The 22,763-nt window shown below is 64.4% G+C and carries 25 protein-coding genes; 8 read left to right on the forward strand and 17 right to left on the reverse strand.

Going from position 1 to position 22,763, the window contains the following annotated elements:
- The first annotated feature begins 10 nt into the window (after positions 1–10).
- Positions 11–340: a DUF1476 domain-containing protein gene (locus B5D62_RS30705; protein WP_085937909.1), complete on the forward strand. Its 330-nt coding sequence runs from the start codon at positions 11–13 to the stop codon at positions 338–340.
- Between the two features lie 65 nt (positions 341–405).
- Here B5D62_RS30705 and purB read toward each other — a convergent pair whose 3' ends face one another.
- Positions 406–1,815, reverse strand: coding sequence for an adenylosuccinate lyase (gene purB / locus B5D62_RS30710; RefSeq protein ID WP_085937910.1), 1,410 nt, complete (start codon positions 1,813–1,815; stop codon positions 406–408).
- Positions 1,816–1,968: 153 nt separating this feature from the next.
- On the opposite strand from purB, the gene B5D62_RS30715 reads away from it, so the two are divergent.
- Together B5D62_RS30715 and B5D62_RS30720 are read left to right on the forward strand one after the other, a co-directional pair.
- On the forward strand, positions 1,969–2,778 hold the full coding sequence (locus B5D62_RS30715) for an HAD-IIB family hydrolase (RefSeq protein WP_085937911.1): 810 nt from the start codon (positions 1,969–1,971) through the stop codon (positions 2,776–2,778).
- 40 nt (positions 2,779–2,818) lie between these two features.
- On the forward strand, positions 2,819–3,448 hold the full coding sequence (locus tag B5D62_RS30720) for a MarC family protein (RefSeq protein WP_170921236.1): 630 nt from the start codon (positions 2,819–2,821) through the stop codon (positions 3,446–3,448).
- Positions 3,449–3,465: 17 nt separating this feature from the next.
- Here the strand turns inward: B5D62_RS30720 and B5D62_RS30725 are convergent, their stop codons facing one another.
- Entirely contained in the window at positions 3,466–4,086 is a 621-nt protein-coding gene (locus B5D62_RS30725) for a LamG domain-containing protein (protein ID WP_085937913.1), read from the reverse strand.
- A gap of 93 nt (positions 4,087–4,179) precedes the next feature.
- On the opposite strand from B5D62_RS30725, the gene B5D62_RS30730 reads away from it, so the two are divergent.
- On the forward strand, positions 4,180–5,052 hold the full coding sequence (locus B5D62_RS30730) for a fumarylacetoacetate hydrolase family protein (protein WP_085937914.1): 873 nt from the start codon (positions 4,180–4,182) through the stop codon (positions 5,050–5,052).
- 10 nt (positions 5,053–5,062) lie between these two features.
- On the opposite strand, the gene B5D62_RS30735 is transcribed toward B5D62_RS30730, so the two are convergent.
- On the reverse strand, positions 5,063–5,689 hold the full coding sequence (locus tag B5D62_RS30735; protein WP_170921237.1) for a TetR/AcrR family transcriptional regulator: 627 nt from the start codon (positions 5,687–5,689) through the stop codon (positions 5,063–5,065).
- Positions 5,690–5,709: 20 nt separating this feature from the next.
- Positions 5,710–6,771, reverse strand: coding sequence for an alpha/beta hydrolase (locus B5D62_RS30740; RefSeq protein ID WP_085937916.1), 1,062 nt, complete (start codon positions 6,769–6,771; stop codon positions 5,710–5,712).
- 93 nt (positions 6,772–6,864) lie between these two features.
- On the opposite strand from B5D62_RS30740, the gene B5D62_RS30745 reads away from it, so the two are divergent.
- Complete coding sequence (locus tag B5D62_RS30745; RefSeq protein WP_139374185.1) at positions 6,865–8,148, forward strand: adenylate/guanylate cyclase domain-containing protein; 1,284 nt, start codon at positions 6,865–6,867, stop codon at positions 8,146–8,148.
- The gene (locus B5D62_RS30750) at positions 8,145–8,621 is read left to right on the forward strand and encodes a gamma-glutamylcyclotransferase family protein (protein WP_085937918.1); all 477 of its coding nucleotides are present in this window, start codon (positions 8,145–8,147) and stop codon (positions 8,619–8,621) included. The genes B5D62_RS30745 and B5D62_RS30750 overlap by 4 nt, the downstream gene beginning before the upstream one ends.
- Positions 8,622–8,642: 21 nt before the next feature.
- Here B5D62_RS30750 and B5D62_RS30755 read toward each other — a convergent pair whose 3' ends face one another.
- The 4 genes from B5D62_RS30755 to B5D62_RS30770 all read right to left on the reverse strand — a co-directional run bounded on the left by B5D62_RS30755 (position 8,643) and on the right by B5D62_RS30770 (position 10,825).
- Complete coding sequence (locus B5D62_RS30755; protein ID WP_085937919.1) at positions 8,643–9,095, reverse strand: VOC family protein; 453 nt, start codon at positions 9,093–9,095, stop codon at positions 8,643–8,645.
- 115 nt (positions 9,096–9,210) lie between these two features.
- Positions 9,211–10,068: a transglutaminase domain-containing protein gene (locus B5D62_RS30760; RefSeq protein ID WP_085937920.1), complete on the reverse strand. Its 858-nt coding sequence runs from the start codon at positions 10,066–10,068 to the stop codon at positions 9,211–9,213.
- Positions 10,065–10,409, reverse strand: a complete 345-nt coding sequence (locus B5D62_RS30765; protein ID WP_231715001.1) for an SRPBCC family protein — start codon at positions 10,407–10,409, stop codon at positions 10,065–10,067. Before B5D62_RS30765 ends, B5D62_RS30760 begins: the two co-directional genes overlap by 4 nt.
- Positions 10,406–10,825, reverse strand: coding sequence for an ArsR/SmtB family transcription factor (locus B5D62_RS30770; RefSeq protein ID WP_085937922.1), 420 nt, complete (start codon positions 10,823–10,825; stop codon positions 10,406–10,408). The genes B5D62_RS30765 and B5D62_RS30770 overlap by 4 nt, the downstream gene beginning before the upstream one ends.
- A gap of 219 nt (positions 10,826–11,044) precedes the next feature.
- On the opposite strand from B5D62_RS30770, the gene B5D62_RS30775 reads away from it, so the two are divergent.
- On the forward strand, positions 11,045–12,262 hold the full coding sequence (locus B5D62_RS30775) for an MFS transporter (protein ID WP_269435142.1): 1,218 nt from the start codon (positions 11,045–11,047) through the stop codon (positions 12,260–12,262).
- A 319-nt stretch (positions 12,263–12,581) separates the two neighbouring features.
- Positions 12,582–12,974, forward strand: a complete 393-nt coding sequence (locus tag B5D62_RS30780) for a YcxB family protein (protein ID WP_170921238.1) — start codon at positions 12,582–12,584, stop codon at positions 12,972–12,974.
- 397 nt (positions 12,975–13,371) lie between these two features.
- Here the strand turns inward: B5D62_RS30780 and B5D62_RS30785 are convergent, their stop codons facing one another.
- From B5D62_RS30785 to B5D62_RS30825, 9 genes are all read right to left on the reverse strand, one after another.
- Complete coding sequence (locus B5D62_RS30785; protein WP_085937924.1) at positions 13,372–14,109, reverse strand: DUF72 domain-containing protein; 738 nt, start codon at positions 14,107–14,109, stop codon at positions 13,372–13,374.
- Entirely contained in the window at positions 14,106–15,338 is a 1,233-nt protein-coding gene (locus B5D62_RS30790) for an MFS transporter (RefSeq protein ID WP_085937925.1), read from the reverse strand. The genes B5D62_RS30785 and B5D62_RS30790 overlap by 4 nt, the downstream gene beginning before the upstream one ends.
- Entirely contained in the window at positions 15,338–15,943 is a 606-nt protein-coding gene (locus B5D62_RS30795; protein WP_218191391.1) for a PRC-barrel domain-containing protein, read from the reverse strand. The genes B5D62_RS30790 and B5D62_RS30795 overlap by 1 nt, the downstream gene beginning before the upstream one ends.
- 57 nt (positions 15,944–16,000) lie before the next feature.
- Complete coding sequence (locus B5D62_RS30800) at positions 16,001–18,208, reverse strand: amylo-alpha-1,6-glucosidase (RefSeq protein WP_085937926.1); 2,208 nt, start codon at positions 18,206–18,208, stop codon at positions 16,001–16,003.
- A gap of 187 nt (positions 18,209–18,395) precedes the next feature.
- Complete coding sequence (locus B5D62_RS30805) at positions 18,396–18,698, reverse strand: putative quinol monooxygenase (RefSeq protein ID WP_085937927.1); 303 nt, start codon at positions 18,696–18,698, stop codon at positions 18,396–18,398.
- Between the two features lie 10 nt (positions 18,699–18,708).
- Positions 18,709–20,223, reverse strand: a complete 1,515-nt coding sequence (locus tag B5D62_RS30810; protein WP_085937980.1) for an amidase — start codon at positions 20,221–20,223, stop codon at positions 18,709–18,711.
- Positions 20,224–20,278: 55 nt separating this feature from the next.
- Positions 20,279–20,986, reverse strand: a complete 708-nt coding sequence (locus B5D62_RS30815; RefSeq protein ID WP_085937928.1) for an ABC transporter ATP-binding protein — start codon at positions 20,984–20,986, stop codon at positions 20,279–20,281.
- Positions 20,986–21,714, reverse strand: coding sequence for an ATP-binding cassette domain-containing protein (locus tag B5D62_RS30820; RefSeq protein ID WP_085937929.1), 729 nt, complete (start codon positions 21,712–21,714; stop codon positions 20,986–20,988). The genes B5D62_RS30815 and B5D62_RS30820 overlap by 1 nt, the downstream gene beginning before the upstream one ends.
- Positions 21,711–22,763 (reverse strand): ABC transporter permease subunit, encoded by a 1,053-nt coding sequence (locus tag B5D62_RS30825; RefSeq protein WP_085937930.1) that lies wholly within the window; start codon positions 22,761–22,763, stop codon positions 21,711–21,713. Before B5D62_RS30825 ends, B5D62_RS30820 begins: the two co-directional genes overlap by 4 nt.

A 22,763-nucleotide genomic window follows, 5' to 3' on the forward strand; every position in this document is an offset into this window, starting at 1 on the left:
AGCGGCTGAAATGACGACGTTCGACGGACGCGAGAAGGCTTTCGAGCAGGGGTTCACGCACGACCAGGAGCTGCAGTTCAAGGCTCGGGCGCGCAAGAACAAGCTGCTGGGCCTGTGGGCCGCGGGGCTGATGGGCAAGACGGGGGCTGATGCCGAGAATTATGCCCGCGACATCGTCATGGCCGATTTCGAGAAGCCGGGCGACCATGACGTGGTCCACACGCTGATGCACGATCTCGCCGCGGCCGGGAAGCCGGTCGAGGAACACACGGTCCGCCGTCAGGGCGAGCGCTTCCTCACCGAGGCGATCAACCAGCTCAAGACTGAAGTGAAGGGCTGATCTCCTGGCGCTCGGGCCCGTCAGGGCCCGACCGCTGCGGGTGGGCCAGGGCCCGACGCGTCGCCCTACTTCTTCGCCAGCAGGCCGGCGAGGCCCGTGTAGGTCTCGGGACGAAGGGCCTTGAGACGGGTCTTCGTCTCCGTGCCGACGTCGAGACCGTCGATGAAGGTGGCGAAATCTTCCATCGTGACCTGCTTGCCGCGCGTAAGCGCTTTCAGCTTTTCGTACGGCATCTCGACTTCCGCCACGCGCAGGACGGTCTGAATCGCTTCGGCGAGGACTTCCGGGTGCGTCGTGAGCGCCTCGCGCAGGGCCGGTCCGTTCACGCTGATCTTGCTGAAGCCGCGCATGAGCGCGTGATAGCCGATGAGCGAATGCGCGAAGGCCGTGCCGAAGGTGCGTGCCACCGTGGAGTCCGAGAGATCGCGCTGCAGGCGTGAGACCGGCAGCTTCCTCGACAGGTGCTCGAACAGCGCATTGGCGATGCCGAAGTTGCCTTCGGCGTTCTCGAAATCGATCGGGTTCACCTTGTGCGGCATGGCCGACGAACCGATCTCGCCCTCCTTCGGCCTTTGCGTGACCCAGCCGTCCGAGATGTAGCGCCACATGTCCTGAGACAGATCGAGCAGGATCGTGTTGATGCGGCGGAGATTGTCGAACATCTCCGCGAAGGTGTCGTGCGGCTCGATCTGGGTCGTTACCTCGTTGAGCGCGAGGCGCACGAAATCGGTCTTGGCCGCGCCCTCCGCATTCAGCCGCTCCGCAAAGGAACGCGCGAAGGCCAGCCAGTCGACCTGCGGAAGGGCTACCGTCTGGGCGTTGTAGTTGCCCGACGGGCCACCCCACTTCATGAGGACGACGCTGTTCTTCAAGTTGCCGACCTGCCTCTCGAGGCGGGTGGCGAAGACGTTCATCTCCTTGCCGAAGGTCGTCGGTGTCGCGCTCTGGCCGTGGGTACGTGCGAGCATGGCCGTGTCGGCATGAGTTCGGGCGAGGCCGACGATCTCGTCATGGACCTTCCGCAGGGAGGGCAGCATCGCCGTTTCGAGCGCGCCGCGCAGGGCGAGGGCGTGTGCGGTGCTGTTCACATCCTCCGAGGTGAGCGCGAAATGAACCCATTCCAGCACGTCGACAAGGCTCGAGCCCTTGAGCTTGAGCTTGATGAAGTATTCGACCGCCTTCACGTCGTGGTTCGTGGCGGGGATGCCGGCATGGCCTTCGCGTTCGAACTTCTTGATGATCTGGGCATCTTCGACCGAAATCTGCTGGAGCGCGCGAAGCATCGACTTCTCGGCAGCGGTGAGCGGACGGATGCCGACTCCCTTCGTCTCCGAGAGCGCCACGAGATATTCACACTCCACGACGACGCGCATCTTCATGAGCGCGTATTCGCTGAAATACTCGGCTAGCGGTTCGGCGGTGGAACGATAGCGGCCATCGATAGGGCTTATGGCGGTGAGCGTCTCGAGATGCATCGTCGTCAACTATTGCTGTGAATTTGCCCAGGCTGGGAGGCGGAAGCGGTTGGCCGGGCCCCGGAGGACCGCCCTGTGCGGCCGAAAGGAGCGCGGATCATAGGCGCGCTTTTAGCCCCGATGGCCTGCCGACGCCATGTTAGAAGTACCGCCATGACCCCCCTGGCTTCCTGTCCGCGTGCGATCCTTGCTGCGGTGCGTGGCGTCCTGACCGATATCGACGAGACCCTGTCCACGCGCGGGCATCTGACGGCTGCTGCCTACACCGCGCTGGAGCGCCTGAAGGAAGCGGGCTTCCTCGTTGTCCCGGTGACGGGAAGACCGGCCGGCTGGTGCGATCACATTGCCCGCTTCTGGCCGGTCGATGCCGTCATCGGCGAGAACGGCGCCTTCTGGATGTGGCACGATCGCAAGGCCGGCAGGCTACGTACCCGCTTCATCCAGTCGGAGACGGAACGCGCCGAGGGGAGACGACGGCTGGAGGCGGTGCGGGCGGAGGTGCTCGGCACGGTCGCGGGCGCCGGCATCGCCTCGGACCAGCCCTACCGCATCGCCGATCTGGCCATCGATTTCTGCGAGGATGTTCCTCCCCTGGCGAAGGGGGAGATCGAGCGCATCGTGACGATCTTCGAGAAGTATGGCGCCCATGCCAAGGTCAGTTCCATCCACGTCAATGGCTGGTTCGGCGACTACGACAAGCTGACGACCACCAGAACAATGATGTCGGAACTGTTTGGCATCGATCTTGCGGCCGATGCGTCTCGTTTCGTCTTTGCCGGGGACTCGCCCAACGATTCGCCGATGTTCGGCTTCTTTCCCAACGCGGTCGGCGTCGCTAACGTGCGCGATTTTGCCGATGATATGCGGCATCTGCCTCGCTGGGTGACGGATGCCCGGTCGGGCGCGGGATTCGTCGAACTCGCCGGCCTGCTGGTCGGAGCGAGGCAGCAGCCATCATCGTAAGCGGTCGGCGGCGGACCAAGATCACGAGGAGGGAGAGAACGTGGGGACGGCCTTCAGCAGCAACTTCCTGTATGAATTCGTAACGCTGTTCGTGATCCTCGATCCCGTGGCGACGGTGCCGATTTTCCTGTTCGTCACGGCGGGATTGCCGCGACGTCAGGGGCTAACCGTCGCCGCCTACGCCCTGTGCGTGGCCTTCCTCGTCCTGCTGTTCTTCATCGCCGGCGGCCGCCCGCTGCTGGAAGCCCTCAAGATCCCGATGGCGTCCTTTCAGCTCGCCGGCTCGATCATCCTGTTGCTGTTCGCCATCAACATGGTCCTCGGCAAGGTGACCAAGGAGATCGCCAACCTGCCGCCCGATGCAACCCTGTTCGAACGGGCGATCTACCCTCTGGCCATCCCCGGGATCGCCGGTGCCGGAGCGATCCTCACCGTGGTGCTGCTCACCGACAACAAGGCTCGGACCTTGGCGGAGCAGGCCCAGACGACCGGAATTCTCGCTCTCTGCCTCCTCTGCTTCTTCGTCCTGTTCGCGGCGTCCGGCCTGATCTTCCGCCTGCTGGGCCGGTCCGGCGTCGAGATCATCAGCCGGGTCTTCGGGCTGATCCTCGCGAGCATCGCCGTGAACGGCCTGGTGGTGGCAATCAAGCTCAGCTTCATGCCGGAGTAGGGCTGGTCGGGACAGGGCTAGGAAGGAGCGCCCACCACCAGCGAGCCGAAGCGGACGACGCTGTCGGATTGGCTCCAGACGCCGACGGCCCCGGGCAGAGGCAGGCTGCGATCGGTGGCTTTGAACAGCTCGGTCCTGTCGAGCGAGACCCGGAAATCGTTACCGACGAGGACAACCCGCAGGTCATGCCACTGGCCGGTGGCGATCGGCGTGTCCTTGACGGCGAGCTGGGCTCGCCGACCGCCTTGCATGCGGTAGAGGCGGACCGATCCGTCGAGGGCGTTGGCGGCGACGACATAGTAGTCGTTGGCATTCTGGGCGCGGAGCACGATGCCGGCCGTACGGGCGGCGGTGCCGGAGATCGGCTTGAAGCGAAGGGTGGCGTCGATGTCGAGCGCCTCGGTCTGCGTAGAAATGCACAGAGGGAAATGCAGGTCGGTCGTGTCGCCGGTGGTCTCGGAGATCGCCCAGCCGCCCAGGGCATCGGGATCGGCAATCGCCTTCCAGCTTGGCGGGCGCCCGATGCCGGTCATTCCCTGGACGCAGGCGACACGGCCGTCGATGGCGAGAGGGGCGATCGGCTGCGCGAAGACGGGGCAGGAGAGCATCACGACGGCAGCGAAAACGAGGAGGCGCATGTTTGAACCTAACAAAACGTGTCGTACTTGACCGCATGATCGGGACGGAGGACGTTAGCCGCCTCCGAATTCAGGACCTTCGAGGGGGAAACAATGCGTCTGTGCACCATTCTGAGCGGTGGCAAGCCGGCTGTCGGCGTCAAGTTGGGGGACGGCAAGGTCATCGATCTCAGCAAGCAGATGCCGCGCGGTCCGAAATCCGTCGCCGAAATCCTCGTGGGCGGGAAGAAAGTGCAGCAGGCGGTATTGAAGTCCTGCGCCAAGCCGAAGGCCGGCGCCACCGTGTCGGAGAAATCGGCCAAGTACCTGGCCCCGATTCCCAATCCCGGAAAGATCCTGTGCATCGGACTCAATTACCGCAAACACGCTGAAGAAACCGGCAGCCCGATCCCGGAATACCCGGTCGTCTTCTGCCGCTTCAACAACACCCTGACCCCCCATAAGGGCAAGATGCCGGTGCCGAGCCATTCGCCGCAACTCGACTGGGAAGCGGAGCTGGCTGTGGTGATCGGCAAGAAGTGCCGCAATGTGCCGAAGGAGAAGGCGCTGTCGGTGATCGGCGGTTATGCCTGCTTCAATGATGGATCGGTCCGCGACTGGCAGCGCAAGTCGGGCGGCCAATTCACGCTCGGCAAGAATTTCGACGGCACCGGCGGATTTGGCCCGGACATCGTGACGCCGGATGAGCTGCCGCCGGGCGGAGCGCCGCTGCGAATCATGACCCGCGTCAACGGCAAGGTCATGCAGGACAGCAACACCGACGACCTCATCTTCGATGTGCCGACGCTGGTGCATGAGCTGTCCAAGGTCATGACGCTCGAACCGGGCGACGTCATCATCACCGGCACGCCGTCCGGTGTGGCGATGGCGCGCAAGCCTCAGCCGTGGCTGAAGGCCGGCGATGTCTGCGAAATCGAGATCGAGAAGATCGGTGTGCTGAGCAACACGATCGTCAAGGGCGCCTGATCCACGCCCGTCAGCTATCCGGGCGCCGCCTCGGCAGGTTGTCGAGGCCGCCCATCATCAGCCGGGTGGCGAAGTCGATCGCCTCGGCGGGATTGACCGGATCGCGGGCGACCATGACCACGGAAATCTCGAAAACCACGCCGGCCAGCGCCCCCACGAGATAGGGGATATCGACATCCGGCAGGATGCCGTGCGCGATCGCCGCCGTGATATCGTCGTGCAGCTGGCGCGACATGCCGCGCAAGTTGGGCTTCTCCATCAGCATGCGGATCGGCGTCACGTTCTGGCGTCCGAACGCCAGGATCTCGGGGTCCTCGGCCACGAACTTCATGTAGACGGAGATGTGATTGCGGAGAAATTCCTCCGCCGTCCGCGCCTTGGCGCGGCCTTCGCGATGGCGCCGCAGGATTTCGACACTCATCTCGGCCACGACGGCTTCGAAGATTTCGTCTTTGTCCTTGAAGTAATTGTAGAAAGTGCCGGACGCGAGATCGGTGCGCCGGACGATGTCGCGAACGCCGGCGGCGCCGAAGCCTATTTCGGCGAACACCGAGCGCGCCGCTTTCAGGAGCGCGGCCCGGTTCTCTGCCTTGTTCTGCTCACGGCGGCCGGAGCGTTCCCGGACCGTCCTCGTCATCGCCGCCTCGTTGCTCATGCTCAACGTCCCAGTCGTGCGAGTTCGTGCCGTAATCCTGCGACCATATCATCCATGGCGCGTGCCGCCGCCGGCAACGCCCCACGCATACAGACAAATCCGTGGATCAGCGAATCGAATTCGCGATGGATCGTGCGCACCCCCGCCGCGGTCAATCGGTCGGCATAGGCCTGCCCCTCGTCGCGAAGCGGGTCGAAGCCTGCCGTGAAGACCAGCGCCGGAGGGAGGCCCGACAGGTCCCCGGCCCGCAGCGGCGAGACCCGCGGATCGGAGACCTGGCCCAGCCCATCCAGATACAGATCGCGGAACCATTCGAGGTCGGGGCGCGTGAGAAGGAAGCCCGAGCCGCAGCTCACATGCGAGGTCCGTTCCTCCTCGAAGTCCATAGCCGGATAGATGAGCCACTGCAGGCATGGCATCTGTGGCGCGCCGCGCACCTCCTGGGCGACCACGGCGGCGATGGTGCCGCCCGCCGACTCCCCGGCCAGGATGATGCGGGCCGGATCCAGTCCGCATGTCGGACCCTCGGCTGCCAGCCAGCGAAACGCCGCCAGCCCATCCTCGATCCCCGCCGGGAACTTGTGCTCGGGCGCGAGCCGGTAATCGACGGCCAGGACCGCGCAGCCGGAGCGGGCGCAGAAGTAGCGGCACGCGAGGTCATAGCCCTCGAGGCTGCCGATCACGAATCCGCCGCCGTGGAAGAACAGGATCGTGGGCAGCAGGCGGGCGACCGAACCGGCGGGGCGATAGAGCCGAAGCCGCAGCGGGCCTGCCGCTGCCGGAATAATTCGATCGACGATCTCGCCGACCGGAGCGGCGCGACCGCCCATGACCGCCATGAAGGTATCGACTTCGGCTCGCGCTTTCGCGACACCCAGCATGCTCAGGGGGCGTTGGCCGCTCAGCGCCAAGAGCTTCAGGAACCATTGGGTCCGGCTGTCGAGCGTGCGGCCGTCGACGACGACCGGCGGACCGGCGACGAGGTGAACCCAGGAGATCGGCATGCGGAGCGCGATATTTGCAAAACGACCCTGTAGGCGCCGCGCGATCTCCTTCCACTGCATGGTGCTGTCCTAGCACGTCTCTTTCCGGGCGGGCAGGGGTCAGGAGGTGCCGGCTCGACGGCAGGCGAGGTGCTGGGTAGCGTGCACGCCAAGATGGCAAACACGGTATCCGGCACCTATTCGCAGGCCCTCCGGCAAGAGATCCTGCGCAGCGAGCAGCGGCGCATGCGGGCGCTCGCCATTATCCTCGCCGTGCTCCTTGCCGTCACGGCGACGGGCGCGCTGTTCTTCCCGGCTCTGCGTCAACGACTGTTTTCCAACGACATCTCGGTCTGGGCGCCAATCGCGGGCTTCGGCCCCTTCATCCTGTTCGAACTTGGCGCCTTGAGGGTCATGCGTTGGCGGATAGCCGCCGACAAGGATTTTCCGCGGATCGGCCGCTTCGCCAACGCCTTGGTCGAAACCAGTTTGCCCGGCGTCGTGATCTTCGTCCTGTCGCGCCACATGGAGCCGCAACTGGTGTTCGGCTTCTGGCCGCCGCTTCTCTATTTCGTGTTCATCATACTGTCGACGCTGCGGCTCGATTTCTGGCTGTCGCTCTGGACGGGGGCTGTGGCGGCGATCGAGCAACTGGCGCTCGTCTACTGGTTGCTGCCTCTCGACGCGGACGGCACCGGTGCCGACGCGACGATCTACTATCACCTGAGCCGCAGCATGATGCTGTTGTTGGCCGGGATCGTCGCCGGCATCGTGGCGCAAAGCCTGCGCCGGCAATTCGAGGATTCAGTCACGGCGGCGGCGGCTCGCGACCGGGTCACAAACCTGTTCGGTCAGCACGTTTCACCCGCCGTCGTCGATCGGCTGCTCGCATCGCATACCGATCCGCCGAGCGAGATCCGACCGGTCTGCGTGCTGTTTCTCGACATCCGCGGGTTCACGGCGATGAGCCGGACGCGGCCCGCCGCCGAGACGGTGGCGCTGCTGAACGACTTCTTCGCCGACATGGTCGCCATCGTCGATCGTCACGGCGGCATTGTGAACAAGTTCCTGGGCGATGGATTCCTCGCTGTGTTCGGGGCTCCGCTTCCGGATCCAGATGCGGCAGCACATGCCGTGGCCGCCGGGCGCGAAATGCTGAAGGCGCTCGACGCCTGGAACAGGCGGCGGCCGATGCAGGCCCTGCAGGTCGGCATCGGAATCCATTCCGGTGACGCCGTTACCGGGACGGTGGGATCGGCGGAGCGCAAGGAATATACGGTCATCGGCGATACCGTGAATCTCGCCGCGCGGCTCGAGCAGTTGACCAAGGATACCGGTGCCCGGTTGCTGGTCTCCGATGCACTGGTCACGCAGGCACGACAAGCGGATGCAGCGGATCTCGGGCCGATGGCGATCCGGGGCTACAGCGCTCCGGTGCGCGTTTGGAGGATTGCTTGAACGACGGCTTGGCCTGGTACTTCGCTTACGGCTCGAACATGGATCCGGCGCGGCTGGTCGACGAACGGCTGAAGCCGAAGGGCGTGGTCCTTGACGACCGTATCGGCGGTCGGCTGGAGGGCTGGCGGCTCACCTTCGACAAGCGCGCTCGCAGCCCGGTCGGATCGGGCGCCGGCAACATCGTCTCGGCCCCTGGATCGACGGTCCATGGCACGCTGAACGCCTTGCCACCTGAAGGCTTCGATGTGCTTGACGTCTGGGAAGGTGTGGCCGGCGGTCACTATGAACGTCGGATCGTGCCGATCATCCGCGCCGACAACGGTATGACCGTGCAGGCCATCACTTATATCGCCCTTCTCACGGGAGAGGGTCTTCGTCCGACGCGCGCCTATCTCAATTATCTTCTGGCCGGTCGCGACCTTCTGCCGACGGACTACTGGGAGTGGCTGAAGGCCACCCCCACGTTCGATTGATCATGTCCGCCTGATCGATCTCTATTTGGCGGTTGCCAGTCCCTTTTCCTTCCGGGCTCCGGCTCTATTGGTCATGGGATCGAAGCCTTCGAGTTCGGCGACGTCATCCTCGTTCCAGAAGTTCAGCTCGATCATCACGCCGTCTGGATCGTGAAGGAATACCTGCTGCAGAGGGCGGGCGGGAACCTTGCGGACCTCGAACGGCACCTTGTCCTTCTTGATGGTGTCGATCGTGCCGCGGATGTCGGAGCAGTTGATCGCCACATGGTCGATCGCGCCGCCGCCATGGTCTGTCCGGCCGGTCTCCGACACGAGATGCAGGATCGGCTTGTCGCCGGCATAGAGCCAGGCGCCCGGGAAGGGGAAGGGGGGACGGTCGCCGTTGTACAGGCCGACATAGCGTTCGTAGAAACGCACGGTGGCCTCGAGGTCCTTGCAGTAGACATTCCAATGATCGAGCGAGAGAGCGGGCATGATTTCCTCCTCTGCAAGCCACGGAGCTTACACCCATCCCGCTCGATCGGGACAATCGGAATTTCCGGCCTGCGGGTGGTATTGGGGGCCGGCCGTTTGCCGTGGAACGCGCCATTCAGGCGGCTTCCGGTCGGTTGAGGACATGATTGAAGACGACCGAAGGCACGGCGACCCGGCGGTCATCACGGTAGATGGCGCGCAATTCGGCGAAATGTGCATCGGGCTCGCGGCTGAGCGCAGCCAGCCGGTCGATGAAGGCGAGATCGATTCTGGCATCGTCGGGCGTCATGGCGCCCCAGCCGTCCCAGGGTAGCATCTCCCGGTTGTTGAGAGCGGCGAGGTCGCGGATCACGTTGCTGGCGATGAACCACAACCCATACATATCGAGGACGCCGAAATTCGCAGGATCGGCCTGGCCGCTACGGCAGCGAGCCCAGGCTTCTCCGGCGACCAGGAACTCCCCCTTTGGGATGTCGAGCGGATCGAAGGCGAGCTTGAAGAGTTCGCGCTGGACGGAGTCCATCTGGGAGTCGACCATGGCCCAGCGCTTTTCCGGAGCGTTCCAGTATTCGGTCACCCAGTGATCGATAAACTTGCCCGGTTGGAAATAGGCGCCGAAACCGCAACGGGCACGGGCGGGTAGACCCTGGCGGCGCAGCATGGCGACGTGCAGCAATGTGAAATGCCGGCAGACTCCGATTTGCCGCGCCGAAACGGCGCGCGCTTCGGTCAGCGGCCGCGGATCATGTTCCACGATACTTTCCAGCATGGCTGAAACGGATCGGATATGGGCCTGGGCATGCTGGCTGTCGGTTAGCGCCAGCCCATAGGCGGGAGCGACATGTTCATGCATCAACAGGCCCTGAACGACCTTGGCGCAGGCGGCCGGCCCGGACGATATCGAGTCGAACAGCGCGCCGAGTGTTCCCGGATCGCTGAGATCGACGGGCTGGCGATAGAAGTCGAGGCTCATGCGAACACCTTCTCGAGATTGTCGAGGGCATGGTTCCAGCCCACGCCGTGATCGTCACGGACCTTCTCGTTGAAGAACCGTTCGTGCGTCAGCGTGAGCAGGCTGCCCTCGCTCGAGGGCCTGATGTCGATGGTGACCTGTGATTCGCGCTCGGGCGTGCTTTGCCATGTCCAGGTGAAAACCAGCTTCCGGTTGGGCTCGATCTCACGATAGACGCCGCTCACGCTGTGGTGTTCGCCGCTGGCGCCCCAGAATTGCACGCGGAACCGCCCGCCGACGCGCAGATCGGTCTCGGCAATGGGTTTGTTCGGGTGGGGCGTGACGCCCCACCATCGCATCATCTGCTCCGGCTGGGTCCACGCTTGGTAGACTTTTTCCGGCGGGGCCTTGAGCTGGCGCTTGAGGACGAGGCTGGGGGCGCTGGCCATTGATCTTGCTCCAGGAATGCCGCGAGACGGTCGAGTTGCTCGGTCCAGTAGCGCTCGTAGTGGGCGAGCCAGTTCATCGCCTGCTCCATCGGTGCCGGATTCAGCCGGCAGGAAACGGTGCGACCGGTCTTGGTGCGGACGATCAGCCCGGCATCGGACAGCACGTCGAGATGCTTCATGATGGCGGGCAGAGAGACGGGGAAGGGCCGCGCCAGTTCACTCACGCTGGCACCCGGCTCCTCGTCGAGCCGGGCGAGGAGGGCACGGCGTGTCGGATCGGCCAGAGCGGCGAAAGTGCGGTCGAGCGCGGCGGGCTGATAGTTAACCATAATGTTTAGTAAATGACCGAGCCGCCCTCGGCCTGTCAAGACAGGAAGACACTGCGTCGCCGTGACCCGCCTTGGCGCCTCGGTGGCTCGCCTTCGCTCGAGGCCACGGAGAATCGTTGTCATACGCAGTTGGTCTATTCGTGCGAAGAAGGAGAGACTGGGTGAGGCGGCGAGCCGGCCTTGCCACGTACGATAGCTCCAGAGGGATGGGAAAACCGAGTGCATCGTCACGACACCGCCCCACCGGGAATCCGCCGCTCGCTGGAAGCGCTCAATTTCTTCATGGCCGATATCCAGGCCGGCCTCGGGCCGTTCCTCGGCGTGTTCCTGCTGGCGCACGGCTGGAAGAGCGGGCTGATCGGCAGCGTCATGACGATCGGCGGGATCGCCGGCATGCTGGTGACCACGCCGTTGGGCGCGCTGGTGGACGGCACTCGTCGCAAGCGCCTCTACATCATCGTGCCCTGTATCTGCGTCGTGCTGGCCTCGGCGCTCGTGCTGGGTTCGCAGGCCTTCTGGGTCGTTGCTGCCTCGCAGGTCGCCTCTGCCATGGCGAGCGCCGCGCTGGCGCCCGCCATCGCCGGCATGACGTTGGGGCTGGTGCGCCAAGCCGGCTTCAATCGCCAGATGGGCCGCAACCAGGCCTTCAATCACGCCGGCAACATGGTCGGCGCCGGACTGTCCGGCCTGCTCGGTTGGCAGTTCGGCTATCCCGCGGTGTTCGCCCTGGCGGCGCTGTTCGGCGTATTGGCGATCGTCTCGGTGCTGACCATTCCGCCCGCCGCGATCGACGACCGTGCCGCCCGCGGCCTCGCCGACAAGGACGAGGGGAGCGCTCAAGCGAGCGGTCTCGCCGTGCTACTGGACTGCAAGCCGTTGCTGGCGCTGGCGGCGGCGCTGCTGCTCTTCCATTTCGGCAATGCGGCGATGCTGCCGCTCTACGGCCTCGCCGTCGTGGATGCGGAACACACCGATGGGCCCGGCTTCGTCGCTCTCACTATCGTTGTGGCGCAGGCGGTGATGATCGTCGCGTCGCTGGTCGCCATGCGCCTGGCGGAGCAGCGCGGCTATTGGCTGGTCCTGATGATCTCCTTCCTGGCGCTGCCGCTGCGCGGCCTGATCGCCGCCGGCTGCATCGCGCCCTGGGGCGTCTTCCCGGTGCAGATCCTGGATGGCGTCGGCGCCGGCCTGCAGAGCGTCGCCGTGCCCGGCCTGGTCGCGCGGCTCCTCGACGGCACCGGCCGCATCAATGTCGGGCAGGGCGCGGTGATGACCCTGCAGGGCATCGGTGCTGCCCTCAGCCCCGCCGTTGGCGGCTGGATCGCCGAGCGACTCGGCTATCCCGCTGCCTTTCTCGCCCTGGGCGGCATCGCGCTCGGCTCGATCGCGATCTGGCTCGCCTGTGCCCGGATGCAGGGGCTTCGGGCGGCGTCGTAACGGTGATGCAGCCTTCCGGAGAAAAATTCAGCGCGGAGTGGAGATGGTGGGCGAAGTGAAGAGTCCGAAACTCTGAATTGGAGTTTCCGCGATCGGACTGGGCTATGCGGACTGCTGATCGGTGCCTGCACAATGAAGCGCTCGCGGCGCACTGGCAGCGAGAGAACGTTTCACGTAATTGAGGAAGGCCTCATCGGATGACCATCGATATTTCTGGAGCCCGACGGTCGTGCATCACAGCGTTGTCTATACCGAACCCATGCTCCGTCGGGCTGTCCGATTATTCCTGTGGCGCGGTGTGATACGCCGGCGTGCCTGGATGTGGCTGACGGCCATTGTCGTTCCAAGTATCGGCCTCGCGGTTGGCTGGCGTGACGATCCAGTATGGATATCGTTCGTCGAGATCGCAGTGATCATGCTTGTTCCTCTTTGCCTGTTGATCGTCTGGCGAGCACATTTCACCAATACCGTCGGCAAGTTCCGCTCGATGACGCGGCCTGTTGGTGAATTTGTTTTCGGAGATCAGGACGTGACGATCAGGTCGGAACTCGGTTCGATGACGCTGCCATGGGCGCGCTTCACGGACGTTTGGCAGACGCCGGAATTCTGGATGATCTTCCTGGGACAGGACCAATTCGTGACGTTGCCAGTCATGGACATTCCCGAAGAGACGTTGGCTTTCTTGCGCTCTCGGTTGCCGCACAATTCCTGATGCCCCTCGATCGGCCTGGCATTGGCTCGATCGATGGGAAAACGATGAAAGCAGGAGTCCTTCTCGCGGAGGCCGCAATTGCCAACTTTCGCAGGAGGCGTAGAGGGCCATAATCGTCGCTTGGGTCTTGTCAGCCCTATAGTGGCGGCATCTCTCGTTGCGAGGAAACCTCAGGTGCTGCCGTGTCGCGTTTTTGCTTCCGTCTCCATCGTTCCGCCATCGTGACCCGCGGGCAATCACTCCGGCCGCGCCGCTGGCCCTCGCGAGGCTCGCGAGCCTCGCGAGGATTCGCCTGAAATGCCGATTCGACCGGCCTCGGAGGCCAATCCTCGCGAGGCGATTTTTTTTGTTGGACGCGATGCGGTTGGGAGAAAAGGACGTCGCGCGAGCGGGCGCTCTACACCCGCTCGATCAGCGCCATCGCGGCGGCGGGATTGCGTACCTTCGCGCCCGAGATGAAGTAGATGAACGCGTCGCCGTTCTTGGCCCAGGCCTTGGCGCGTTTGGCCCACTTGTCCAGATCGGCCGGCTTGTAGCCGGTCTTGATCTTCTCTTCCGTGCCCATCAGCCGGGCATAGGTGAAGTCGGCGGTGTGCTCGTCGATCTCGGGGAAGTCCTTGTCGTGGGCATAGACGATCGCGACCTTGTACTTGCGGCACAGATCGTAGAATCGATCGTCCTGGAAGCTCGGATGACGCACCTCCAACGCATGGCGCAGCGGCAGCTTGCCGGCCTCGCGCGGCAGGAGCTTGAGGAACGACTCGATGTCCTCCGGATCGAACTTCTTGGTCGCCATGAACTGCCAGTTGATCGGCCCCAGCCGGTCGCGCAGCTCGACCAGCCCCTGGCTCACGAAGCGGTTCACCGATTCGGCCGCGTCGGCCAGCACGCGCCGGTTGGTGCAGAAGCGCGAGGCCTTCATCGCGAAGACGAAACCGTCCGGCGTCTCGTCGCGCCACTTGGCCCAGCTCGCGGGCTTGAAGCTCGAGTAATAGGTCCCGTTGATCTCGATCGAGGTGAGCTTGCGGCTGGCGTATTCGAGTTCGCGCTTTTGCGTCAGGCCCTCGGGATAGAAGACGCCGCGCCAGGGTTCGAACGTCCAGCCGCCGATGCCGATGTGGATCTTGCCTGTCATGGGCTCTTCTTACCATGACAGGGAGGTTTCTGCTCGTGTGGACGCGTTTCGGGCATGAACAGCGCGACCACCATCAGCCCGACGAACGCAATGACGGCAAGGCCGAGGAAGGCGGTCGAGCTGCCGGCGGTGTCGGTGATATAGCCGGCCAAGGTCGGGCTCAGCGAGGCGCCGATGCCCATCATGGTGCCGACGAGGCCCTGGGTGAGGTTGAAATGGCCGGTGCCGCGGGTGAGATCGGCCACGGTCAGCGGCACCATCACGCTGAAGACCGTCGCCGTGACACCGTCGAGAAGCTGGGCCAGCACGAGAAGATAGGGATCGGTCACCGTGGCGAAGAGCAGGCCGCGCAAGGGCAGCGCCGCCAGTCCGATGAGCAGGATCGGCCGGCGGCCCCAGCGCTGGGCCTGGCGGCCGGCCCACGGCGAGCACAGGGCGACCACGATCTGCGGGCCGACCATGCAGGCGGCGATCAGGATCGTCGCCCAGTCACTGCTGCGTGTCGTGAGCACGCTGCCCATCAAGGGCAGCATCGCCGCGTTGGCGAGGTGGAACAGGAGAATGCTGCAGCCGAACACCAGGAGCGGTCGGCTCAGCAACGAGCGCAGGGTACCCCTGGCGGGCCTGTCCACCTGCTGCTGGGGCGGGCTGCCATGGGCCTGCTCCGGGTCGATCTCGCGCGGCGCGATGAAGCTGAGCGCGATCCAGGTCGGGATCAGCAGGGCGGCCGTGACGAGGAAGACGGATCTCGTCTCGAAGAAGTAGCCGCAGGCGCCCATGATGGCGGCCGAGAGGCCGGCGCCGATCGAGGCGAAGCGCGCATTGCGGCCGAGCCGCTCACCGATCGCCGATTGCCCGACGAGGCCGAGGCTCATGGCAGCGATGGCCGGCCCGAGAAGGCAGCTCGCGGCCGCATGCAAGGCGGCAGCCGTAAAGACGATGGGAAAGATCGGCCAGGCGGCATAGGCGATGGCGCTGGCACTGATGAGACCAACGGCAGTCGCCGCCACCAGCCGCTCCGATCGCGCCGCGTCGAGCAGGACGCCGCCCGGAATCTGGCCGATCAGCGAAACGACTCCGGCCACCGACAGGATCAGGCCGATATCGACCTGGGTCCACTTCTGCGCGGTGAGATAGACCGAGACGAAGGGGCCGAAGCCGGTCTGAACATCGGCGACGAAGAACGCGAACCAGTCGAGGCCGCGCAGGCTGCGTCGCGACGCCGGCATCAGGGGAGAGACTCGAGATTTCCCGAAGCGCCGAGAACGACGATCGGCTGGCCCTCCTTGTATTCCGGGGCCGCCTTGACCTGCTCCCGGCTGAGTTCCAGGACGATGCCGTACCGCTTGGTCGCCGCCGGGACGAAGTGCAGCGCCCTCCAGTCGACGGCGATCTTCCGACTGCCGACTCCGAGGAAGCCGCCGAAATCGATGATGGCCGCGCGCGGCTTGCCCTCGCCATCGACGATGACATCGACGATGCGACCCATGCTCTCGTTGGCGATCGTGCGCACCTCGCCGCCCACGATGCCCTGGACTTCGCGGCTGCCGAGGACCGTGACAGAGGGAGGGCCACTGCTGTCGCCTGGTGCCGTGGTGGGAGGTGGCGCCGCGGGAGGGGAATGGGTCGTTGGCGGAGCGGGCGATGGTGCCGGAGGCGTTGGCGCTGAAGAAGAGCCTTGGCTGCTCGATGTATCGGGGGCGTTGGGGGACGCTTCAGGCTGCTGGGAAGAGGGTGGGCTCTGCGCCGGCGGGTCCTGGGCCAGCGAGGCGGTGCTGCCAAAATGAAAGGCCAACAGCATCGCCGCGACCAACCAAAGCCTTTTGCCGCTCATACAGCCCTCCCGCGCCGAGCGTTAACTCGAAAGGCCCGGGCGGGTTCCCGCGTCGCTTCACCGCGAGGAGACGATGGCGACCTGTGCCTCTCCCTGTTGGCGGGCGATTTCGATCGACACGTCGTGCCGATGACGCCGGATCGTGATGTCCACCCGGGTCTCGGCAAGGCGGAGGTTGCGCAATGTCACCTCGTCGAGGAAGGACGGCAGCCGCGGATTGCGCAGTCGGATCTCGTCCCGTTCGGGATCGAGTTCCAGCCCGAGCGCGGCCTCGATCAGGGAAAACGGGGTGGCGCTTGCCCAGGCTTGCGGCGAGCACGCCACAGGATAGAGGGTCGGGCCGCGATTCGCCTGCCGGCGGAAGCCGCAGAACAATTCGGGGAGGCGACGCAGGTCCATGTAGGACGCCGCATCGAACAAGCCCTTGAAGAGCTGATCGACCGCCTGCTTGAAGCCGTAGCGCGCCAGGCCCAGGGCGATCAACGCGTTGTCGTGAGGCCAGACGGAGCCGTTGTGATAGGACATCGGGTTGTAACGGGCCTGGCCCTGGGCCACGGTGCGAATGCCCCAGCCCGAGAAGAAGCGCGGTCCCAGCAAACCAGCGGCGACCTCGGCGGCGCGATCCGGTCTGACGATGCCCGTGAACAGCAACTGGCCTGCGTTCGATGTGGCGACCCGGCACTGCTCCTTGTGCCCGTCGAGCGCCAGGGCATAGCTGCCGATGTCAGGGCACCAGAATGCGGTCTCGAACCGTTCCGCCAGGCGCCTTGCTTCAGCCTCGAGACGATCGGCCTGCTCGACACGGCCGAGGCGGCGCGCGCAGCGGCCGATGGAGCGCTTGGCGGCGAAGACGTATCCCTGCACCTCGGCAAGAGCGATGCGACCCTCGGCGAGGGGGCCGTCGGCATGGAAGACCGCGTCGAAGGAATCCTTCCAGCCCTGATTCGCCAGACCGAGCTCCGTGGCGCGGCAATATTCGATGAAGCCATCCCCGTCGGGATCTCCCGGACCATCAATCCAGGCCAGAGCCGCCTCGATCGCGGACCACAGGGCCTTTACGGTTCCGAGATCGCCGGTGCGTTCGGCATAGAGGCCGGCAAGGAGAACGAAGAGCGGTGTCGAATCGACGCTGCCGTAATAGCGAGCGAAAGGAACCTCGCCGAGCGCCGCCATCTCTCCGCCGCGCATCTCGTGCAGGATCTTGCCGGGTTCCGCATCGGAGGCCGGATCGGTTCTGGTCGCCTGATAGGCTGCGAGGCGGCGCAGGACCCCTCGAGCGACACTCGGGTCGCACCACAGCATCTGCAGGGCGGTGATGAGACCGTCGCGGCCGAACGTCGTCGAATACCAGGGGATGCCGGCATAGGGATAGCGACCTTGCGGCGTCTCCGTCATCAGCATCTGCAGATCGGCGGCCGACTGACACAGCATCTCGTTCAAGACCTCGTTGGAGGTCTCCACGCTTGTCGTGTCGCGGGCTCGGACACGAAGCTCGCGGCGCGCTTCGAGAAGTCCCTTGAGGAAGGGCTTAGCCTGCTGCCTCTCCGCGGCGTTGCAGCCGATGGCAAGGTAGATCGGCTGCATCTGCCCGGGAGCGAGGTCCAGCCGGTACGTCGCCTCGGATGCGGACAATTCCGGCGGCGGTGGATCGAAGGTGAGGGTGGTGGTGCGGGTAATGCCGTCCAGACCGCGATACGCCAGCGAAACGATATCCTTTCCGTTCGTCCGTCGCTCCGCACTGCCGCGATGGGCCCGTCGCATGCCTCGGACCTCGAACAGGTCGGCGAAATCGCTGCCATAGAGCAGCGACAGCGACAAGCCGATCGGCCGATCGGCATGATTGGAAACAGCGAGGCGCACATAGGCTGTGCCGCGCCACAGAAAGAAGGTCCGGCTGATATGCAGCAGATCCTTCTGCAATACGATCTTGCCGTCGATGAGGAAGTCCGGATTGGTCAGGTCGACCGACAACATGCTGTTGTCGTCGCGGATGTTGGATCCGAGCAGCAGCGGCTGCTGCCCATTCACCAGCAACTCGAGACGCGAGAGGAAGCGCGTATCCTCGAAGAACAGTCCATTGGGACCGGCGGCGGCCGCACCCATGTCACCCAGACTGTCGACGACGGCGAAAGCGTCGTCGTGCTTCAACGTCCAACGTGGTCCAGACGCAGGGCCCGTTGCGGCAATGTAGAATGGAAGTTCGCCAACTTCCTCCTTGGAAATTGGCGCGAGGCTCGTCGTGTCGGACAAGGTCTGGATCGACATGGCTCCATCACTCTGTAGGACCGAGCTATGCGAACAAGATACGAGTTGGAACGCTGGGTTCAATGGCAACGGTCGACAAGTTTCGCCCGCCCCAGAAAGGCCTCATTCCCTTGCGTTGTGCCCGCTTCGGGTCGGCCTTCCGATTGGTCGAGACTCATCGGGCCTGCATGTTCAGCCACCATGATCATCAGGTGGGCTTGGCAGAAATCTCCAGTGCCGTGACGAGCGTGACCGGCCCATCGAGAATAGGACGCGCGATATCGAAGAAGCGGGCGACCGCGCTGGAGCTGTTGTGACGATCCATGGCCGCGCGATCCGCAAACCGCTCGTAGGTGGTGAACAGCGCCGGATCGCTTTCGTCCTGGGAGATGAAGAAGCCCAGGGTCTGGGCTTCATTCTCCTGGACGTGTCTGGCGACATCGAGCAGGGCCTGACGCATCGTCGCCTCAGACCCCTTCTTCGCGCGGATGACCGCGGTGATCGTGATCATCGCTTCGTGCTTAGAACGTCTTCCAGTCGCCCGAGGCTTCGAAGGCCGCGGCGGCTCGATAGATCATGCTCTCGTCGTAGTCTTTCGCGATCAGCATCAACCCGATCGGCAATCCATCCTCGAGGCCGCAGGGGATGGACATGGCGGGGTGGCCCGTGACGTCGAACTGCGAGGTCGTGCCGATCATCTCGAAAGCGCGGCTGACATACTCGGTGAGCGAGGCTCCGGGTGCCGGCAGCGGTGTTGCCTTCAACGGCAGCGTCGGCGACAGGAGCAGGTCGTAACTGGCGAAGGCGGCGTCATAGGCCGCCTTCATCACCCGCGCGATATTCTGGGCCTTGGCATAATAGCGACCACGATAGTGCTTGAGGCCGTACAGGCCGACCAGCATGGAGAGCTTGAGCGTGTCGGACAGATCGTCTGCGCGCTCGCGCCACGCCGAATGGGCGTCGATCAGGCCGACGTCGTAGTAGCCCTTCCAATTGAAGCCCATGCCGTTGCCCAGCATCATCTGCGCTGTCAGGCCTTCCAGACCGATCGGTCCCCAGATGGCCGCCGTCAGCGGATGCTCGGGGATCGACACCTCCTCGACGGTCGCGCCGAGGGAGCGGAAGCGCTCGGCACCCGCCTTCACCTTATCGGCGACGTCGGGCTGTGTGCCGGGAACGAGGAACGCTTCCTTGAGGATGCCGATCTTGAGTCCCTTGACGCCCTTGTCGAGCGCCTCGGTGTAGGCGGACACCTTGGGAGCATACTGACGTGGATCGAGCCCATCCGGGCCGGCCAGCACCTCGAGCAGGAGCGCGTTGTCCTTCACGGTGGCCGTCATCGGCCCGGTATGATCGATCGTCGCCTCGATCGGCATCACGCCGGTGTAGGGAACAAGGCCGTGAGTCGCCTTCATGCCGTAGATGCCGCAGAACGAGGAGGGGATGCGGATCGAGCCACCCTGGTCACCGCCGATCGCCATGTCGACCTCGCCCGCCGCAACGAGTGCGGCACTGCCCGAAGACGAACCACCGGCGGAATAGCCCATCTTGCGTGGATTGTGGACCGGGCCCGGATCGGACGTATGGCTGCCGCCGGAGAGGCAGAAATGCTCGCACACCGACTTGCCGACGATGGTCGCACCGGCATCGAGCATGCGCGTGACAATGGTGGCATCGGCGACCGGCACGAAGCCTTCCAGCGTGGAAGCGCCGTTCATCATCGGTACGCCGGCGAGACTGACATTGTCCTTGAGGACCACGGTCTTGCCGGCAAGTTTGCCCGCCGCAGCGCCTTTGACCGTGCTCTTGTAATACCATGCGCCGTATTTGTTCTCGGCCGGGCCCGGACGGTAGCCGGGCGTACGCGGATATTTGACCCGCGGCACGTTGTCCGGCAGCGCGTCGACGACGTCATAGGCGTCGAAGTTCGGCTGCATCAGGGTGAGAAACTCCGCGGCGCGCTCCCTGGAGAAGCTCATGCCCAGTTCCTCTGCGAGCTGCATGACGTCATCTGTAGTCGGTCGGGTTATCGGCATGTTCAGTCCTTTCTGCGATGCGATGAACGGATTGGGCGGCGATGAGCGAGCGGCGTCAGTGCGTTGCCATGCCCACATATTCTGCGATGGCAGCGGGATCTTTGAGATCGGCCGGCATGATCTCGCGCGTGATGCGGCCCTTCTGGATGGTCAGCACGCGTTCCGACAATGAGGTGATGAAATCGAGATTCTGCTCGACCAGGATCATGGCGATGCCGTGCTTCTGCTTCAATCGCAGCAAGGTCTCGACGATCTCCTCGATGATCGATGGCTGGATGCCTTCGGTCGGCTCGTCGAGCAGGACGACGCGCGGGCGGGTGCAGAGGCACCGCGCCAAGGCAAGCAACTGCTGCTCGCCGCCCGACAGGGCGCCGCCGTTGCGATCGAGCAGTCGGACGAGCCGTGGAAACTCGGTCAGTACCTCGTCGATGACGGAGAGATCTTCCTTCTTCGCACTGGCGAGGCCCATGCGCAGGTTTTCGTACACGGTCAACGAGGGAAAGATCTCGCGGCCCTGTGGGACCAGGCCGATACCGAGCCGCGACCGCTCGTGTACGGCGAGCTTGGTGACGTCGGTGCCGTTGAAGGAAATGGTGCCGGCAGTGGCCTTGATGTGGCCCATCAAGGTCCGCATCAGGGTCGTCTTGCCCATGCCGTTATGGCCGAGGATGCCGAGATACTCTCCCTCGTGCAGGGAGAAGTCGACGCCCGTGAGGATGGGGATGCGGCCATAGGCGGCCTGGAGTCCCTTGACGGCAAGCATCAGGCGGCGACCTTCTTGCCGAGATAGACGTCGCGCACACGCTCGTCGCGCATCACCGCGTCGATCTTGTCTTCCATCAGGATCTGCCCCTGATGAAAGACGGTGACGGTCTTGGCGATCATCTTGATGAACTGCATGTCGTGTTCGACGACGATGAGCGCGCGCGTCCGGTTGATGTCGCGGATGATCTCCGCAGTGCGCGCGGTCTCGTCGTCGGTCATGCCGGCGGCGGGCTCGTCGAGCAGGATCAGGTCGGGTTCGCCGGCCAGGACAGTGCCGATCTCGACCCATTGCCGCTGGCCGTGGGAAAGCTGCCCGACGAGCGCATCGGCGCGATGCGTGAGCGCGATTTTCTCGAGGATTTCGTCGACGAGCCGTTTGGTCTGGTCCGGCGTATTGCGGCGACGCGCGGCAAGCCAAATGTTCTCGCGGACCGGCAGGCCGTTGAAGACATTGGGCACCTGCGTCTTGATGCCTATCCCGAGACGGGCAATTTCATGCGAGGCGGAGCCCGCGATCGGCGTGCCGCGGAAGGCGATCGTGCCGGTGCTGGGCGTGAGCTGTCCTGTCAGCATCTTGAAGAAGGTGCTCTTGCCGGCGCCGTTCGGCCCGATCAGGCAGCGGAGCTCGACTTCGCGCAGCGTGAAATCGATGTTGTTCACGGCCACCACGCCGCCAAAGCGCATGGTGAGGTTCCGGGCTTCGAGAAGCGGGAGAGGCGGGGTCATCGCGCAGCTCCCACCGGCTGCTTTGCGGCGGACTCGGTCGCATTCCCGGACGCTGGCCGAAGTCGCACGAGCCGGCTTGCGATTGTGCGGATCGTTGGAATCAGGCCCTGCGGCAGCAGCAGGACGAAGACGATCAGGATCGCACCCAGAGCAAGATTGGAGTTGAAGGTCTGCTGCGTGCCGATCTGGCTGTCGAGATATTGGATCAGGAAACAGCCGACGACCGGACCGATCAGCGTGCCGAGTCCGCCGACCGTCACCCAGATGATGATCTCGGCCGACAGGGAGAGCGCGAAGATGGTCGGGCTCACGAAGGCGCCCCAGTTCACATAGAGCGCTCCTCCGAGTCCGGCGATCGCGCCGCCAATCACGAAGACACCGAGCTTTATGAGGCGCGGATCGTAGCCAAGCAGCGAAGCACGCGTTTCGTTCTCTCGTACCGCAATGGCGACGCGCCCAAAGCGGCTGCGCAGGAGCAGACGCAGCAGGACGTAGACGACGATGAGCGCGCCGCCTGTGGCGTACCAGCCCTGCGTCGGATCGAGCACGATGGATGGATTGCCCGGCAGGTTGAAGGTCGGGACCGACGGCATGCCGTTGAAACCGCCGAGCGCGGCGTTGCCGATGCGATACTCGTCGCCCGCCGTCGCATTGACGACGTTGAACAGAATCAGCGTGACGGTGAGCGTGATCACGCCGAGATAGACGTCGCTGATCCGGCCGTAGAAGACGAAGTAGCCGAGAAAGGCGGCGAAGACGGCAGGCAGGGCTATCGCGATCGCGATGGCCTCGGTCGACTCGCCGAGATTGAGAACGGAGACCGCATAGGCATAGCCGCCGAGCCCGAAAAAGGCCGTCTGGCCGAAGGACAGGATGCCGCCATACCCCCAGATGAAGCCGAGGCTCAGCGCCAGCACGGCCATGGCAGAGAACAGCGTGAACTGCATCAGGGTAAAGGTTTCGACGAAGTCCGGAATGGCGATCAGGACGGCGATAGCAGCGGCGAGGAGGACCACCGACATCCAGGTGCGCACGGGAACGTGAATCAT

Origin of the sequence: Enhydrobacter aerosaccus (assembly GCF_900167455.1) — a bacterium.
GTDB lineage: Bacteria > Pseudomonadota > Alphaproteobacteria > Reyranellales > Reyranellaceae > Reyranella > Reyranella aerosaccus.

Bases quoted from the DNA above. Each gene is read 5' to 3' on its own strand.
- B5D62_RS30705 (WP_085937909.1), top strand. From the start codon at position 11: ATGACGACGTTCGACGGACGCGAGAAGGCTTTCGAGCAGGGGTTCACG.
- purB (WP_085937910.1), bottom strand. From the start codon at position 1,815: ATGCATCTCGAGACGCTCACCGCCATAAGCCCTATCGATGGCCGCTAT.
- B5D62_RS30715 (WP_085937911.1), top strand. From the start codon at position 1,969: ATGACCCCCCTGGCTTCCTGTCCGCGTGCGATCCTTGCTGCGGTGCGT.
- B5D62_RS30725 (WP_085937913.1), bottom strand. From the start codon at position 4,086: ATGCGCCTCCTCGTTTTCGCTGCCGTCGTGATGCTCTCCTGCCCCGTC.
- B5D62_RS30730 (WP_085937914.1), top strand. From the start codon at position 4,180: ATGCGTCTGTGCACCATTCTGAGCGGTGGCAAGCCGGCTGTCGGCGTC.
- B5D62_RS30735 (WP_170921237.1), bottom strand. From the start codon at position 5,689: ATGACGAGGACGGTCCGGGAACGCTCCGGCCGCCGTGAGCAGAACAAG.
- B5D62_RS30740 (WP_085937916.1), bottom strand. From the start codon at position 6,771: ATGCAGTGGAAGGAGATCGCGCGGCGCCTACAGGGTCGTTTTGCAAAT.
- B5D62_RS30745 (WP_139374185.1), top strand. From the start codon at position 6,865: ATGGCAAACACGGTATCCGGCACCTATTCGCAGGCCCTCCGGCAAGAG.
- B5D62_RS30755 (WP_085937919.1), bottom strand. From the start codon at position 9,095: ATGCCCGCTCTCTCGCTCGATCATTGGAATGTCTACTGCAAGGACCTC.
- B5D62_RS30760 (WP_085937920.1), bottom strand. From the start codon at position 10,068: ATGAGCCTCGACTTCTATCGCCAGCCCGTCGATCTCAGCGATCCGGGA.
- B5D62_RS30765 (WP_231715001.1), bottom strand. From the start codon at position 10,409: ATGATGCGATGGTGGGGCGTCACGCCCCACCCGAACAAACCCATTGCC.
- B5D62_RS30770 (WP_085937922.1), bottom strand. From the start codon at position 10,825: ATGGTTAACTATCAGCCCGCCGCGCTCGACCGCACTTTCGCCGCTCTG.
- B5D62_RS30780 (WP_170921238.1), top strand. From the start codon at position 12,582: ATGTGGCTGACGGCCATTGTCGTTCCAAGTATCGGCCTCGCGGTTGGC.
- B5D62_RS30785 (WP_085937924.1), bottom strand. From the start codon at position 14,109: ATGACAGGCAAGATCCACATCGGCATCGGCGGCTGGACGTTCGAACCC.
- B5D62_RS30790 (WP_085937925.1), bottom strand. From the start codon at position 15,338: ATGCCGGCGTCGCGACGCAGCCTGCGCGGCCTCGACTGGTTCGCGTTC.
- B5D62_RS30795 (WP_218191391.1), bottom strand. From the start codon at position 15,943: ATGAGCGGCAAAAGGCTTTGGTTGGTCGCGGCGATGCTGTTGGCCTTT.
- B5D62_RS30800 (WP_085937926.1), bottom strand. From the start codon at position 18,208: ATGTCGATCCAGACCTTGTCCGACACGACGAGCCTCGCGCCAATTTCC.
- B5D62_RS30805 (WP_085937927.1), bottom strand. From the start codon at position 18,698: ATGATCACGATCACCGCGGTCATCCGCGCGAAGAAGGGGTCTGAGGCG.
- B5D62_RS30810 (WP_085937980.1), bottom strand. From the start codon at position 20,223: ATGCCGATAACCCGACCGACTACAGATGACGTCATGCAGCTCGCAGAG.
- B5D62_RS30815 (WP_085937928.1), bottom strand. From the start codon at position 20,986: ATGCTTGCCGTCAAGGGACTCCAGGCCGCCTATGGCCGCATCCCCATC.
- B5D62_RS30820 (WP_085937929.1), bottom strand. From the start codon at position 21,714: ATGACCCCGCCTCTCCCGCTTCTCGAAGCCCGGAACCTCACCATGCGC.
- B5D62_RS30825 (WP_085937930.1), bottom strand. From the start codon at position 22,763: ATGATTCACGTTCCCGTGCGCACCTGGATGTCGGTGGTCCTCCTCGCC.